Raw genomic sequence first — 14,491 nt, forward strand, 5'->3', positions numbered from 1 at the left:
TCACGCAGGTCAACCTCATCAAGGGAGCAATACCGACTGCGCTCTCACCAGTAGTCCTTTGACTCCTGTGGGGAGAATCAGCAGGGCCTGCCGCCGAGACTCAAAGTACTGTGACTAGCCAGGCGGTAGCATGGGCCGCCGCCCCGGCGATGACCAGGAAGACGGCGTCACGAAGCACGGTGACGTGGGTGGCCACGGTGTTCTCACCGATTCTGACTGTCCGCGCGTAGGCCGCGGCGAGCCCCTGGTGTATAGGAGGTTGCTGGCGTGAGAGCCGGGTGCTGTCGATCATACCCACTTCTTTGCGGGCGACGGTGACCGCAGCAGCGCCGAGCAGACCAAGGGTGGTACTGAACGCACCGAGGAACCAGGCAAGAAACGCCCACAACGACAATGCCGCAATTATGCTGGCCACACTGGCGAAGATGACTACCAAGAGTCCCAGGGCCGTCGTAAACAGAAATTGAGCACGCCCACGGATATGTTCCAGGTCGCTTTGCTGCCGATCTAGCTGGCGCCGTCCCTCCTCCACAAGGAGGATCAGATCCGCCTCGGGCCAGCTGCTCGTTTCGCCTGGTTCCACCAAGTGGACGCCGAAGACGGGCACCCGTCGGCCCGGCCACAGTCCTAGCACATACTTCAGGAAGACCGTGGCCTCGGAAGGCAACCGTTCTTGCTGTGTCACCGTGGACCGCCGCTCAGCCAGGCTGCCAGAGCCGCCGTGACGGGGACGGCGATCGGCTGGGGCAGAAACAGCCATTGCCCAGCAGGATTGACATCCAGGAGGTAGGCGCCCTCGTCTGCTAGCGCCCAGTCCTGGCTGCTGTAGCCGAGGCCCAGGGCGTTCGCCACAGCCAGAGCGCCATGTGCGACCTCCGTCGGGAGGACGGCAGCGGTGAAGGAACGATGCGCAATTGGCGTGGCACGCCAGTCGAGTGGCTGGTTCGCCGCATCCAGCGCGGCCCCCCATATCTCCTCGCCAACGGTCACGACACGTAGGTGCAACCGCGCGCAGATCCGCGTTTGCGCGATAAATGGTGTCTCAGCCAGCGCGGCAAGGCGAGCATCATCGGTATGCATCGATGTGGTGAAGATTGTGTATGGCTGATTCTGGTCAAAGAAATGGCCAGGGCCTAACGGTTTCAGCACGATGTCAGGCCCGATGGCCTCACGCACCGCAGAGAGATCGTTGGTGACCATGGTGGCGGGGGTAGGGACGCCAAGGCGCACCGCCGTGGCATGCTGCACCAACTTGTTTTCTGCGGTGACGAGCGCGTCTATGCCTGTTAGCCATTCCACTCCGCAAGTGCGCAGCACGGCCGTCAGCAAAGAGAGCCACGCTGTTTTCTCTGCTGCCTCCAGCGACTCAACGACCATCCCCCGCTGCCAGGCCGCGGGTGCCAGACGGCGGATCCAGCCACGCGTGCCCGTCTGAGGCGAGAGCATGAACTGCCCCTGAGGGCCACGCACGCTCAAGCAGGCATCCTGCAAGATATAAGAGTTCTCCGCCAACGTAGCCGCGTTGACCACCCAGCTCTGGCAGCCCGGAGCGAGGTGGGTTAGCACCGCCGTCACATGCGGATCACCTCGGTCACCGACGATCAGGCCGGCACTCATGGCAGGGCGAGCCCGGCACCGACCCAGGCGATGATCGCTCGGTCGTTGTCAACCGTTTCGATTTGCCTGGTGAGGGTCGTATCAGGCGGCGGCTCGTCAGTATCGGCGGGCACAGCCTGGGCCAAGAGCCGGTACAAGCCTCGGCGCTGGCCGGAAGAAGAGAGAACACGATCGTCGTCGAAGGCCACCACCCCACTCTACGGAATCGTCCGTCAATTGAGCGGCAATCCCGGAACGCGCAGCAAAGCAAATGAGGCGTCCTCGTCGATCGTTTCGACGGCTTTGGTGTTGAGGGTGTCCGGCGGGTCCTCCGAAGCTCTGGAGGGGGACACGTCGCACAGCAGACGGTACAGAGACACAGAGCCTGAGCCAGTACTGGTCGGCATCGTCACGCCGCCCATTATAGCTGCTGCCGCAGAACATTCGAACTGACGTCGGCTTGCCTAGCGAGCCGAGACGGTCAAACTCGAAGGTGTCAGGTGCGTGGGTGGGCCGGTGGATAAGGGGCTAGGAATGGTGGACATGTTTACCCGAGGCCATGCCCTCGTCATCGGCGTAGGCGGCTCGAACTTCTCGGTGACGATCGATGACGCCACGATCATCTCCTCGATCCTTCGCGATCGCGATCGTTGCGCCTTCCCAGGTGATCAAGTTCACCTGCTTCTTGCGGAGCAGGCCACGCGTGCCAACATCACCGGGGCTCTCCAGGATCTTGCGGACACAACGCGAAACGATGATTCCGTCGTTATCTATTTCTCTGGGCACGGAATGTCGGTCGGACATGGCTCTGAAGACCTGCACTACCTGATCCCCCATGACTTCAGCCCCGACGACCCGGTGAGCACCAGCATAGACGACGAGTTCTTCACGGCACTTATACGTGAAATCCCGGCTCGACGACGAATTATATTACTAGACTGTTGCTTTGCCGGGGGAATGTTCCAAATACAGTTCAAACAGGTCCCGAAGCATATGAATCTGCTCTACCGATTGACTTGACCCGATTCGAACGAGGTGAAGGGACTGCAGTAATCGCGTCCTCGGCTGCGGCCGAGAAATCGGAGATATTGACCGGCCATCCATACAGCGTATTCACATTAGCGATAGTGGAGGCACTTTGCGGGCAAGGAGCGTCCCGAATGGACGGATACGTTCGGGTAACCGACCTGGCCATGCATGCTCGCCAGCGTGTCGCTTCCCTAACCACGGATAGACAGCATCCCATCCTCGACCTTGAGCAGGCAGATAACTACGTCGTCGCCTATTACGCCGCAGGCGCCAACAAACTTGCAAGACTGCCTGACGCTCTAGCCATGCTTCCATCTGCTTCCCTCCCGCCGCCGTCGGGCGCGAACATCACGCCATCCAGCGACAAAGCCGAGATATTAAAGCGACTTCGAAAGATAATGCTCGCCCCATGGCGTGATTCTCTACAGATACTGGCGGACGATCTAAGTATCGGCAATGAGATTAAGATGAATGAGCCTGCCGAGACGGTGCTCAACAGCATTTTGCTCCGAGCCGATGGCAGCCAACTTATGGATGCCTGTTCAGATACGCCGATGAGCGATGCAGCGAGGTACCTGGATGGGAAAGCGCTAAGAACGACTATCGCGGACTTTATCAAGGCCCGCAAAAGGAGACATCCAAATCGAGCACCGAGGCCGACGTCGTTACATCGACATTCTCAGTTAGGAGCCTGTACACGCCCTGCATCCAGAAAGCTCTCAGCGCATTGAGTCGGATCACTCCTGACAGCTTCGCTAACGTGCAATTGGCCGTCGAGAGACTACAGAAGGTAGACGAAGGACTAGCAGGCATTGTTCAGATAATCGAAGGACTAGATAGACAAGCAGAGGATCCTTTTCTAAATCCAACCGAGAAATCACAGATCGTCGGCTGCGCCGCTGGCATTCGCGACATCAGACAACAACCCCTCAATCAGATAGCGGCACTATATTCTCCGAGATCCTCTCGGGACATTCGAAAGCACAGCGAAAACATAGCCGCTGGCCGCAAGGAGCTACAAAATCGGCTGAATGACGCCCTCTCCTTGTTTCTCTGTTGACGCCGAGCCCTTTGAGCAGTGCCAGGCCAAAGCGCGCCGCGAAAGCCAAGCTGGACAGACCAACTGGCTTCTGCAAGCGCTGCCGTCGACTCTGCAACGACGGAACAGCACTGGAGAATAATCCGCTCCATAGTGGATCACGCGTTTGCAGTGGCGGCTGGGGACGTTAAGAAGGCGCTATACCGCGTCAGCGCCGTCAGAACTATCCCTCGCGAGGAGGCAGCGGTTCTAAGTTCAGCTTGGATTCATTTGTATACAGTGCTGAGCACCAAGCTGATCGGGATCGCCGATAGCATCAAGACTCCAAGTGAACTTGATGCTCGCCACGATATTTTATCGCCTCGCCTGACAAGCATTACCGATGTCGCCCTGAATGCTTTTACAGCCCTCCAAGAGGCAGACGCATTCTACTCTTTATCGAGACGAAAAGCTGCTATAAAGGCAGTTACAAAGCTTTACCAGGAACTGCAAGCCTGGACGCCGGCCACGCGGTGATCAAACCTTCATCTGGGCGGTGTTATGGGATTCGCCCCGAGCCCTCTGACCGCCACTTTCGCTGCGGAGGCCAGACTCGTCCCATGGCGCATCCTTATGCAATGCGAGCGGGTCCGGGACACGATCCTTGCGACCCAGTCGGGATGCCGTCAGGGGCCACGGTAGTGGACCGAGCAAGCGCGGGACATACACGCCATGATCACGGGGTCCGCCCTGCCCGCCTAAGGCATTCGCGCAGCTCAAGCTAGGTGAACGCGTCGCATCGCGCAAGCTCTCATACAGCGAGTGCCCTTTCGTGCCGCCTATGCCGCCTATGCCGGAATCAATGGCAGCGCGTGCAAGCGGAGCCGAGTGGATCGGTCGCCAATGGGCAAACGCAGCACTTCGGGCAGATGTATCGATTGCCAGAAGTACGTGCCCAGCAGGGCGACGCTAGAGCATCCTGTCCGAAGATGCGCTCCACCCACCCTGGCCCGCTGATCTCGGGATTTAGCAGTTCCTGCTCAGGCTCAATGATGGGAATCCGTGCCTGACAAGTACCACAACGCTCATGTCCCCACCGAGCCCTGCAGGAGTGGCACTCGATCACGAACACGTCACCCGCTCGCTGAAGTCGGCGTGCCTCCGAAGCCACTGAGCACACGGGGCAGGTCAGGAGAGGTAGAAGCGATATCGCTGCAAGGTCAAACGACTTGAGGATATGGGAGATGTGGTCGCCGTAGTCCCTCTGCCACCCGGTTCCACGAGCTGCAACTGCAAGGTCTCTCACGACACCGTCGAGTCGAGTCTGCTCGGAGCTTACAAGTGGACGCCTAAGTCTCAACTCGTTGCCAACTCGATGGAACAGAGGTGAAAGATTCGGCTCGCCGATACCAGAGGATTCGACGTGGTCTACCAGCCGGACGGGCATCGGCTGCTCGCCCAAGGTGAGCGGCGGAGGGTAAGCCATCAGCGGCGGAATCCGCACGGCGAGCGCGATACCTCTTGCGACACGCTCCAAACTTGTTGTTTCTAGGGGTGAAACCGGCACACCAGTCAGCAGGGTCCCAGGCTCCGGAGAGTCGTCTTTGGCGGAGATCATCGTTCCGGCCACTACCTGGTCGGGGTTGTTGCGAACGTCGCTAGCCGATGCAAGAAATACGACTACCGTCGGGCGCTCAGCGGCATCTTGCAAGTCGCTCCACCTCTGACCGATTGCTGCATGGTCATCTTGAGGGCCAACCGCGTCAAGAAGTGGAACTATCCGGGTCGTCGAACCTTGGGAGCCGACTGTGAGAACGCCATCGGCTCCTCGGGTCAGCCTCGCTTTCCCCCAAGTGCCTTCCAGTTCAACATCCTCGCCCAACCCGGGCAGGGTGCCTGATGGTGGCGCGTAGCCAAGGTTGCCAAGAGCACGAGCTACGAGCCCAAGCACGTAGTGATCGAACGCTTTGTGGCGGTTCACCAGCCGTTCTTGCCTCGCGGCAAGTGTCTCCGACGCGATCTCGGGCCGCTCATATGCTGTCCACACGTCGCCCGCAGCGCGGTAGTGGCGGTCGTTGTTGATGATGTTCGTTCGTCTCAGACTGCGTTGACCAGTCACCTTCCTCCTAAGGAGGAGGGAGAGGGTGCTGCCTCGCAGCGCCTGGACCCAAGCGGCGAGCTTCTCCAGCGCCTCAAGGGTCTTCTCTGCGTGGATGTGCCACCCGGCTGCCTTCGCTGCGTCGTCCCCCCAGAACGAGTACAGCCGTTCAGTCCGCTGGTAGGTGCCTACGTGCTGGGTTGGGTTCAGATCTGAGAGATCGGATACGAGTCTGCGGAGCTTTCGGATCCTCTCCAACAGCGCGGAAGACAGGATCGGGTGAACCAGCTCTGTGACCATACGGTTCTCGTAGAGGTTGGCATCTTCCTCACGAGTAACTGCCAGCGCACGCCTGGGCACCGGACCGGCGAGGGTTCTGCCAGCCCAGTCCTCGGTGTGCCCCGCAAGCCGTTCGAGTGAACGTCGGGCAGGACGCTTAACCCGCGAGACCGGGAGCAGCTCCGAACGTTCCCCGAGCCGGGTCACGAATCGTTCCATGATGTATGCGATCGATGGTAGTCGTTCGGCGAGGAGCTTCTCCCGTTGTTCCAGGTCGATGGTGTCCTCGTCGTCGTAGCCGGCAAGTAGCGGGGAACCAAGTAGCTCTGCCCAAGAGCCCGAGTTGTCTGCCTCAGACAGCATTTGGCTAAGAGAACTGAGGGCATCAAGATCTTCTGACGTCACCGAGTCCCGTGACTGACTGCCCAGTGCTGGATCGAGCAGGTGAACCGATCCTGAAACCCATCGGCCAGACCATCCGACTCGCCGCGGCGACGGCAGTCCCGAGACGCGGTCCTGCTCAGAAGTCACGACCCGAATCCACCCCGGAGCTTCTTCGACTCCTTACGTAGAGCGTCGAGTGTCTTGCTTGGGCGTGAAGAAGACTGCAACTGGTCCCACAAGAGTTCAATTCTGTCGGCAAGGGCATCAAGGTCCTCTGGGCGCACGCCGAATCTGTCTTCCAACTTGCGTACCAGTTTGGTGGCGACCAAGTGGTCGACGGCCTCCGTCGGATCGCCTCCACAATCAAGCACCACAGGCACGAACCGATCGATCTGACGCTCCAGCCGATTGCCCCAGCCGATGCCGAACTTCTCGAACTCCTCACGCATGCTTGACCTGAGGAAGTTCTTCACCTTGGTAACTTCCTTGGCATAGTCACGCGTTGCGGTGATGAACGCCCGTTCGAGCGCATGGAAGGAAACGGGATCTGCTCGGCCTGGGTTGCGGGCCTGGAACCGAACGTAGGTAGCTGGCAGTACTTGGACGTGTGCACGGTCGTACGTCTTGTCGGCGAACGCAACGGTTGTCTCGTCGTGGTTGGCTGTCCCCACAAACCAGACATTTCTCGGCAATGGGAGTCGGTACCCTTCAAACATCTTGGGCAAATGGGGAATCTCGCTAGTAAGGAGGTGGAGGTAGCCTTGGTCTGTCGTTGAATTCTCAAGTAGCGAGAGCATCACACTGAAGTATTGCTCGGGATGGGCAAGGTTCATCTCGTCCAACACGATGACCATCGGGCGATCTGCGTTCGCAGGCAACAAAGCTCGGTATAGGGACTTGGTGAACTCGCTCTCTGCGAAGCGTTTCTCGAAAGCGTTGTAGTAGCCGAATAGGTCGTCCTTGTCACGCCACCCCGCCTGGACCTCGACGATCTGAACGGCCGCGTCGCCGGCTAGCGCCTTGAAGAACTCGCGAGGCAAACTTGTCTTGCCGGTGCCCGAGATCCCTTGAAGCAGATGGAGCCTGCTGGAAGCGAGGCCTGCAAGGAACAGGCGAACGTCCGCCTCGGAGTAGTAGAAGCTCGTCGCTGGATTCGTTGCCATCCGGTTGCGAATCTCATCGACCAGATCAGCCAACGTGTCGAAGTCGCGACCAACCATCTCGCGCGCAAGCGCAGGGTCTTCGTCGTAGTCCGAACAGGCAGAGAATACCTTCGTAGAATTCTCCTTGGCTTGAAGCTCCTCCCAGTCGCTCTTCTGCTGGGCTATGGCCTGCCGGAGGGTCTCCCGCTGCGAGGCGAGAGCATCCCGCTCGTCTCGGAGCACCTCTAATTCGCCGACATTGACCAAGTAGCGACGGAGCTGGGAATCGATCTGGTCGTACCGGCTTCGCCAGTGTGCGGCCTCATTCTCGGCGTCTGTCACGCGAAGCGCCTTGCTGCGCAGCTCCGACACTTCATCCTCGGGAGGCCTGCGCGCCAGTTCGTCCTTCTTGATCCGCAACTCTTCGGACAACTCTTCAATCCGGCGCTTCAACCCATCCGGATCACCGCCGAACCGTGCCAGCTCGTTGCGAAGCTGACGGACTTCGCTGTCCTTCCTTGCAACACGCTCTAGCCCCGCTTGCAGCTGGGCCTTGGTGTCTTCGAGGTCATCTCGAACGGTAGTGATCTCGGTTTCGACTCTGCGCTGTACAAGCGAATCGAGCGAGGCCTCCCTCGCCTTCAAGAACTCCATGGTGGAAGACACCTCGGCTTCCAGGGCGCGGACATCGGCCTGGCGCTTTCGCAGAGACGCCCACTCCGAATCGAGTTGTGCTCGCTCCGCAGCCAGACGCTCTTGTTCGGCCGCAGTGGCCTCCAACGCTTTCGCCTTGCCTTCGGCGCCCCACGTTGCGGCGTCGATGAGCATCGCATCGATCTTTTCTGAGACTTCCCTGGTGGTCGCCCTCAGCTCGCCGACGAACCCGGCCTTGGCAGCCATCCGCTTGGCTTCGAGGTCCTTCTCGGCGGCGGCAAGCTCAGCCTCGCGCTTGTCGAGCGCGGCTTGCTGGTCCTTGACCTCCAAGTCCTTGGCGTTTAGATCCACCTCCTTCTCGGAGAGCTTCTCGCGGGCTCGCTTGTAGTTCTCGCCTTGCTGCTTGACTTGGTCGAAGAGGTTCTTCAAGCGGGTTGCAGTGACCGTGGCCGTCTCGCGTTCGACGGGAGGTACCTCGTCGACGACATCGTCGGGAACCTCTGGGAGCACAGCAAGGCCCTGCTCGATGTCGTCAACCTTGCGGGCGTCGACCTCCCCAGAGTTCGCTGCTGGGCGCTGCGGCCTCGCGCCCTGCCTAGCTTTCGATTTGGCCATGCCCGCCCCCTTGTCCAGCCAGCAGGAGTTGTCCCACGTTCACAAGCTGTTGCGCCAGCTCCACCAGCTCCTGGGACGAAGAACCACTATCGAGAAGGGAATCATATTGGGCAGTTGCGACAGAAATATCCTGGATCCGTGGATCTCCTGCGTGTAGACGGGTCAGCAGGAGTTCCAGAACCTTATGTCGGCATTCAGACCGAGGTGCCGCGGCCCATCGTTGTGTGATGCTGGGGCTCAAGGCGAAGCGCTCCGCTACCGCCCGGGTCTCCTCGTCGGTCAATCGCTCGACCGCTGCTGCCAGGCCAAATTGGTAACGGTAGTGGTCAACCCACCGACCCAAAGTCAGCTCAATGAGGCTCATGAGGTGTGAGGAGGCCACGGCTCGGAATTCGCCGATGCGGAGATGGCCGAGCACGTCAGTTAGTTCGTCCAGTGCGAGCTCAAGTGACGACTTCTGCGCTTCGGTCGAGCCGAGAGGCACTTCCTTGGCCCACTTGGCTACTGACTCGTACTGATCGACTACGCTATTCAGTAGCCTCCCCAGGCTCAGCTGCGGCGAATCCTGTGTGGTGAGCACGGCAAGTCCGCTCTTGTCCCTACTGACGGGGCTGACGACCAAGCAAGGTTCGCCAGAACTGATGACAGCCGTCCGCTTCTGCGCCTCATCGGACCGACTGAAGCGGGCCAGTTCCACCACAGTTGGCTGTAAGCCTCCCGTCTCATGTGTGTCGAGAAGGAGCGCATCGATCGACGTTCTGCGGCCAGCGGTTCCGACGTCGAATCGCCCTCTGAAAGACCCCGAATACCGAATATCAAGTGATTCGACTTGCTCGCCGGGCTGGGGCCACAACTCTCCGGTGGCGGCGTCTCGGTAGACCCACCCCACCGTCGACCGCACAGCGACGATGCTCTGACCAGAGTTCGCCGCATCCAACCGCTCCTGGTCGGCGGTGGCGAGCAAGTAGCGAATCAAGTCCTCGGGGAGTTGCAGTAGGTCCGCGATTCTGGATGCATCTCTCTCGCCGGCCTGTCGAATGCGCAGGACAGTGTTCAATATCACATCGTGTTCAACCTGCTGCTGGTCCTCAATGAACACGCGCCACCTGGTTGCTGGAGTGACCAGCGCATGACGGAACTTCCTCGGCCAATCTCCCAAGAGATACGCCGGAAGCCTCTTGCTATCGCCGGAAGCCATCAGCGCCTCCGGTCAAGTCATAGAATGCAGCCAGCGAGGGAGCCGTCTTACGACCCTCGTCAGAGGTCATGAGACCGGCATCCCCGACTGCGATGAGGAGCCTCTTCTGTCGACTCATGGCGACGTTCAAACGGTTTGGCAAGACCAGAAAGCCGAATGGGTTCGACGTGCGCGATCCGGGCCTGCTAGATCTCGTCGTCGAGAGGTAGACGACGTCGAACTCCCTACCTTGGAAAGCATCCACCGTGCCGATGCGCAGTCTGGGGAGGCCTCTGGACGTGTAGAGCCAAGACGAGGCAGGATTGATTACCCACTGGTTCTGGTTGTTCCTGACCGCGAGGCCCGCGTCTGACATTCGCTGCCAAATCTGGTCGACTTGCCCGGAGTAGAAGGCAATGACACCGAACGTCAACTCTTCCGACTGCCGCAGCGCATCATCGAGCTCTCCCACAATGACTTGCGCCTCAGCGGGTCGACTGATGCTGGTCCCAGTGCGTTGTTCTGGTCCGGCTGCGAACGGCACATCGATCCATCCGCAGGGGGCGCTGCCGTACCTGGCTAGGCCGTGCACGAAGGGTGCCGGGTCGTTGATGCCGTTCTCCAGGTGCTCCCCAAATGGCTCATAGAACTGTTCACTGATGAATCGGCCGAGAGTAGGGTGGGTACGGAATTGCCGGTCGAGCGTGATGACTCGCTTGTTGCCGTCCGACCGCTCCAGTTCTTGCAGAGTCGTGAATAGTCGCTCGAACATGGACTGTCTGAGCGTGTGCTCAACAATGTTGCTGTCATGTCGCTGCGAAAGGATCGGGAGTAGTTCGTCATCCAACAACTGCGGCAACTGTCTGTGGTCGCCGACGAGGACGATGCGATTCATCGCCAGACTCATCGGGATCATCAAGTCGAGCGGATTGGCCCTAGCCGCCTCATCAAGGATGACCGTGTCGAAGAACCCGCTGTGGATCCCACGCATCGCTCCGGAAGCGGACTGCTGACACGTTGCCGCAAGTGCACGGGAATGCATCTGTAGGGACTTTCGCACCGCTCCGGGCTGGTGCGCGACAGCGTCCCGATAGTCCTCGACCGCGAGGTCGATGTCGCTCGTGGACTTGCGCACTTCGGCCTCCGTCGAGTCGATGGCGCGTTTCAGGAGCGCCTCGACTTCTGGTCGGGTAGCCACGATGCTCGATGCCGCGCGGGCATTCATCACCCTGTCGAGCAGCACCCTCTTCAGGATTGCCATGTATGCCGAGGCCGTCTGTTCGTCTGCGGTGGTGGCCGCCTCGTCGAGCATGGAGCGCTGCCGGTCGTCCAGGAGTTCCCTCACCGGGGGGTAGAGAGCGGCGTCACGCGCTCGCTCCCGACCGTCATCCTCGAAGCTCTCAGGAGATGAGCGTAGGCCGCGGGCCAGCACCTCAACCTTCCGGCGACCTGCGGTAGACCCACCGCCACCCAGCTCCTTCTCGACTCGTCGTGCGAGTCTCCTGGCTGTTCCGGATACTGCGCTGTCGGTCAGCTGAGTGCTTGCCGCGAGCCAGAGCAACAGATCTACAGTGCCCGGAACATCGAATGGTTGAGTCTGGTAGGCAGTCAATCTCTCACGAAGCTGCCTCAACGTTTGCAACAGCTCAGTCGACTTCTCACCCTCGTAGCGACGTTCCAATCGCTGTTGCAGGTCTGCGACCCACGCATGGAGGTAGGCATCGTCTTCGGTGCCTCGGTGTCTTGCGCCGATCTTGACTGGAGGCAGCGCCCCATCGTCTGCAGCCTGGATGAGGTTCTCGACAGCATCGTGCTGGTAGCTTGCAAAGAGGACTCGTCGATTGCTCGCTAGGTGGCCCTTGCTGAGCTCTGCCAGCCGGGCCTGAATGGCTGCGATGACCCTGGTCTTGCCTGTGCCGGGTGGTCCCTGGATGAGAACCAGGTCCTGAGAGTTGATCGCGAGATCGATGGCTTCAACTTGCGCTGGGGTGGGTTCGCCGCCAAGCAGGGCTCGTGCCCGTGCCGACAACGGTTCGTGACGTTGCGTTCTGCCGACCGGGTCCGGGCGCTTGCCGGCAAGAATCAAAGAAAGTTGGCGTGCAGGAGAAGTTCTTACCAGCGAGATTTCCTTCTGCGCTGTTTCACGCCGACTAATGCGGATGGAGTCGGTCGTGTAGACACCATAGATTTCACCTTTGGCAGGGATATCGCCTTTCCTGACTTCGCGTTCGGGCACGAGGACCAAGGTGTCGCGTCCAGTCACCCGAGCTTCACCAATGACGAAGCCGCGGTCGTCCTTGGTTCGGCGGTGCGCGACTCCGTTCGGATGCTCGCTGCTGTCATCAAGGAAACTCCGTGTGAGCGACGCCTCCAGGCCGACGGTGTCGTTGCCTATGCGTTCCAAGAGAGCGCTGGCCCGGCTGTTGTGCACCAGGTCGAACTCGATTGAGCCGTTACCCAAGACTCGGTACCGGTCGTATTCGGCCCATCCGATGTCTTGGGCAGACTCCTTTGCGGCCCTCTGTTCGAGCCTGCTGTACTCGTTCCAGATAGCGAGAAATGCGTTCTCCGCCGAGGACAGGCGTCTGAGTTCCTCTCGGTCCTCCGTGCTCACCAGACCGATGCGCGTGTGATCCTTGATGTCGATTCGTCCCCTCACGAGGACCAGTCTTTGGTTTCGGCTCCTAGGCTTCTTGGTCACTCTTGCCACCAAAAGCCGACCATCTTCGAGACCGATGTCCGCGACGATGCCAGAGCCAACCACTCGGAATCCGGTCTTATTGAACTCGCCCGCACCGGTGGCAACCACGGTGATTGGATCGTTTGAATCGAGGAGCAGCTGAGCCTTCAGCCACTTCATGACCTCTTGCGACGAATCGTTGCGTCGGCGGTACCTGTTGACGTCGGCGACAGTGCGATCGTCCACGCCTACTTCACGCGGTTCTGCCCACAGTTCTAAGTCGTCATACCGCAGAACCTTGAGTTTCACCTCACCAGGCATCTGTTGCGTGGGGCCGTCAATAGACAGAAGCTCAGCGACGTAGGCTCCTCTGGCGGTGACGTCAGCGAGCCAATCGGCGTCATGAAGTCTGGGGAGTTCGCAGAGCAGCGCTTCGTTGCTGCGTCGGACGATTACTCCTGTTGGTGTTACATCCAGACTGACAAGACATCCGGCCGGAAGTGAGACCTTCCCGAAGGGGACGAGAATGATCGCCCTCTCATCCGAGTGCGCAAGGCTTTCAAGCTTCATATCGCCTCGATTGAGGTGATCCGGAGAGTGCGCGCGGGCCTGCCGCTCGTCTCAACCCTGACGCGGTATTCCTTTCTATTCTCGGGGTAGGGGATCCGCTCGACGCGTTTACCAGCTCCATCGGTGACGTGGACACCTTCGCGGGCACCGAGTTCAAAGCCCTTGCCGACGGGCGTGAAGGTGAGCAGTGGATCCTTCGAGGCGTATCCACCCCACAGCTGCCTCTCACCGACTGGCGTCGAGCGGTGGAGGGAGAGTGTCAGCGAGTCTCGCGCCTGAGGGTCGACATCCGCCCACTCGGTCTCGCCCCATTCGGGAAAGACCGTTGCCAAGACAACCGGCGGCGTCTCTCGGCCGCAGGCAGGGCATTGGCGCAGCAGGCGGAAGTAACTCCAACCGCAACCGTCCGCGCACTCGACGACGTTGTCGTGTGCAAGCCACAGTGCGTCTCGCCACCTGGCGGATCCCGGACGCGCGAGTGGGTTCAGTTTCCCTACGCCGAAGGTCTCCAGGAAGAGTTGCTGCATTCGTCCGCTGAGAGCGAGGGCGAACAGTTTCGCGGACAGCCTCCTCGTGGGCAGCCGATTCGACTCGTCTGTGGGATCTCCGACATAGGCCAACGCGCCAGTATTGATCGCCGCTGCAGCCGCATCGCCGTCAAGACTCTCCGCGGCCTGTCCTTCGAGCGGGTGGCTAAGAACCAACAACCGGAAGGTCAGGATTGCCAAGGTGTAGGCGTCTGCGAGCGTAGACGGTGGTGCCTTCTTCGTGACTCGCTCCGGGACTGCGTAACCGGGGAAGCCGATGATCTCCCACTTCGGGTTTGCTCTGGAAGTCAGGTTGTCAGTGTCGATCAGCCATGTTTCCTCGCGACTGACATCGTCCGAGATCATGACGTTGTTGGGGTTGAGGTCCACATAGGCGAGGCCTCGTTCGTGGAGAGCAGCGAGAGACTGGGCGACGTTGGCCGCCAGTGCCAACCTCCGTCGAATGCCTCCCGTGTTTCTGTACCAATCGATGCTGTCTGTCTCCCGTGGCCCGAACTCTCGGGGGAGATAGGGCTCACGTAGCGGATTCATGTCTGAGGCGAGAGGCATCAAGTACCCAAATCCGCCATCTCGGATGAGCGAAGTTGGTGCTGCGAGAGGGAGGCTGTCCAGAGGAAGTCTCCTTACTTCCTCGATTCGCGCAAGGTCAGTTTCGCGTTCCAGAAGCTTGATGGCGAAGCCGGGCTGGCCATCCACGCGAT

12 protein-coding genes are annotated in these 14,491 nt (G+C 60.0%); 3 read left to right on the top strand and 9 right to left on the bottom strand.

The genetic code is table 11. The annotated features are described in order from the left end of the window. Positions 1-100: 100 nt before the first annotated feature. From ACGFJ2_RS51245 to ACGFJ2_RS51260, 4 genes are read right to left on the bottom strand one after another with little or no spacing between them, the layout of a single operon-like run. Complete coding sequence (locus ACGFJ2_RS51245) at positions 101-685, bottom strand: hypothetical protein (protein WP_393481224.1); 585 nt, start codon at positions 683-685, stop codon at positions 101-103. Beyond that, positions 682-1,617 carry a RimK family alpha-L-glutamate ligase gene (locus ACGFJ2_RS51250; RefSeq protein WP_393481227.1) on the bottom strand — a complete coding sequence of 312 codons (936 nt, stop codon included), beginning with the start codon at positions 1,615-1,617 and terminating at the stop codon, positions 682-684. The genes ACGFJ2_RS51245 and ACGFJ2_RS51250 overlap by 4 nt, the downstream gene beginning before the upstream one ends. After that, complete coding sequence (locus ACGFJ2_RS51255) at positions 1,614-1,805, bottom strand: hypothetical protein (protein WP_393481229.1); 192 nt, start codon at positions 1,803-1,805, stop codon at positions 1,614-1,616. Before ACGFJ2_RS51255 ends, ACGFJ2_RS51250 begins: the two co-directional genes overlap by 4 nt. 24 nt (positions 1,806-1,829) lie before the next feature. Further along, positions 1,830-2,009, bottom strand: a complete 180-nt coding sequence (locus ACGFJ2_RS51260) for a hypothetical protein (RefSeq protein WP_393481231.1) — start codon at positions 2,007-2,009, stop codon at positions 1,830-1,832. Between the two features lie 91 nt (positions 2,010-2,100). Here ACGFJ2_RS51260 and ACGFJ2_RS51265 point away from each other — a divergent pair, with 91 nt between their 5' ends. The 3 genes from ACGFJ2_RS51265 to ACGFJ2_RS51275 all read left to right on the top strand — a co-directional run bounded on the left by ACGFJ2_RS51265 (position 2,101) and on the right by ACGFJ2_RS51275 (position 4,180). Beyond that, positions 2,101-2,616 (top strand): caspase domain-containing protein, encoded by a 516-nt coding sequence (locus ACGFJ2_RS51265; RefSeq protein WP_393481234.1) that lies wholly within the window; start codon positions 2,101-2,103, stop codon positions 2,614-2,616. A gap of 140 nt (positions 2,617-2,756) precedes the next feature. Beyond that, a complete protein-coding gene (locus ACGFJ2_RS51270; RefSeq protein ID WP_393481236.1) occupies positions 2,757-3,356 on the top strand; it encodes a hypothetical protein in 600 nt (199 codons plus the stop codon). Between the two features lie 587 nt (positions 3,357-3,943). After that, a complete protein-coding gene (locus ACGFJ2_RS51275; RefSeq protein WP_393481239.1) occupies positions 3,944-4,180 on the top strand; it encodes a hypothetical protein in 237 nt (78 codons plus the stop codon). 322 nt (positions 4,181-4,502) lie between these two features. Here the strand turns inward: ACGFJ2_RS51275 and ACGFJ2_RS51280 are convergent, their stop codons facing one another. The 5 genes from ACGFJ2_RS51280 to ACGFJ2_RS51300 form a co-directional block, all read right to left on the bottom strand. Then, positions 4,503-6,383: a hypothetical protein gene (locus ACGFJ2_RS51280; protein ID WP_393481241.1), complete on the bottom strand. Its 1,881-nt coding sequence runs from the start codon at positions 6,381-6,383 to the stop codon at positions 4,503-4,505. Between the two features lie 164 nt (positions 6,384-6,547). Then, the gene (locus tag ACGFJ2_RS51285) at positions 6,548-8,815 is read right to left on the bottom strand and encodes an AAA family ATPase (protein ID WP_393481243.1); all 2,268 of its coding nucleotides are present in this window, start codon (positions 8,813-8,815) and stop codon (positions 6,548-6,550) included. Further along, positions 8,796-9,914: a hypothetical protein gene (locus tag ACGFJ2_RS51290; protein ID WP_393481247.1), complete on the bottom strand. Its 1,119-nt coding sequence runs from the start codon at positions 9,912-9,914 to the stop codon at positions 8,796-8,798. The genes ACGFJ2_RS51285 and ACGFJ2_RS51290 overlap by 20 nt, the downstream gene beginning before the upstream one ends. Before the next feature lie 82 nt (positions 9,915-9,996). Then, complete coding sequence (locus tag ACGFJ2_RS51295; protein WP_393481249.1) at positions 9,997-13,242, bottom strand: DEAD/DEAH box helicase; 3,246 nt, start codon at positions 13,240-13,242, stop codon at positions 9,997-9,999. Then, positions 13,239-14,486, bottom strand: coding sequence for a hypothetical protein (locus ACGFJ2_RS51300; RefSeq protein WP_393481252.1), 1,248 nt, complete (start codon positions 14,484-14,486; stop codon positions 13,239-13,241). The genes ACGFJ2_RS51295 and ACGFJ2_RS51300 overlap by 4 nt, the downstream gene beginning before the upstream one ends. Between the last annotated feature and the right edge of the window lie 5 nt (positions 14,487-14,491).

Origin of the sequence: Nonomuraea sp. NPDC049028 (genome assembly GCF_043197735.1) — a bacterium.
GTDB lineage: Bacteria > Actinomycetota > Actinomycetes > Streptosporangiales > Streptosporangiaceae > Nonomuraea.

What these genes read in the sequence shown, in the direction of transcription:
- ACGFJ2_RS51285 (WP_393481243.1), bottom strand. Translation starts at nt 8,815, where the DNA reads ATGGCCAAATCGAAAGCTAGGCAGGGCGCGAGGCCGCAGCGCCCAGCA.
- ACGFJ2_RS51270 (WP_393481236.1), top strand. Translation starts at nt 2,757, where the DNA reads ATGGACGGATACGTTCGGGTAACCGACCTGGCCATGCATGCTCGCCAG.
- ACGFJ2_RS51295 (WP_393481249.1), bottom strand. Translation starts at nt 13,242, where the DNA reads ATGAAGCTTGAAAGCCTTGCGCACTCGGATGAGAGGGCGATCATTCTC.
- ACGFJ2_RS51280 (WP_393481241.1), bottom strand. Translation starts at nt 6,383, where the DNA reads ATGCTGTCTGAGGCAGACAACTCGGGCTCTTGGGCAGAGCTACTTGGT.
- ACGFJ2_RS51250 (WP_393481227.1), bottom strand. Translation starts at nt 1,617, where the DNA reads ATGAGTGCCGGCCTGATCGTCGGTGACCGAGGTGATCCGCATGTGACG.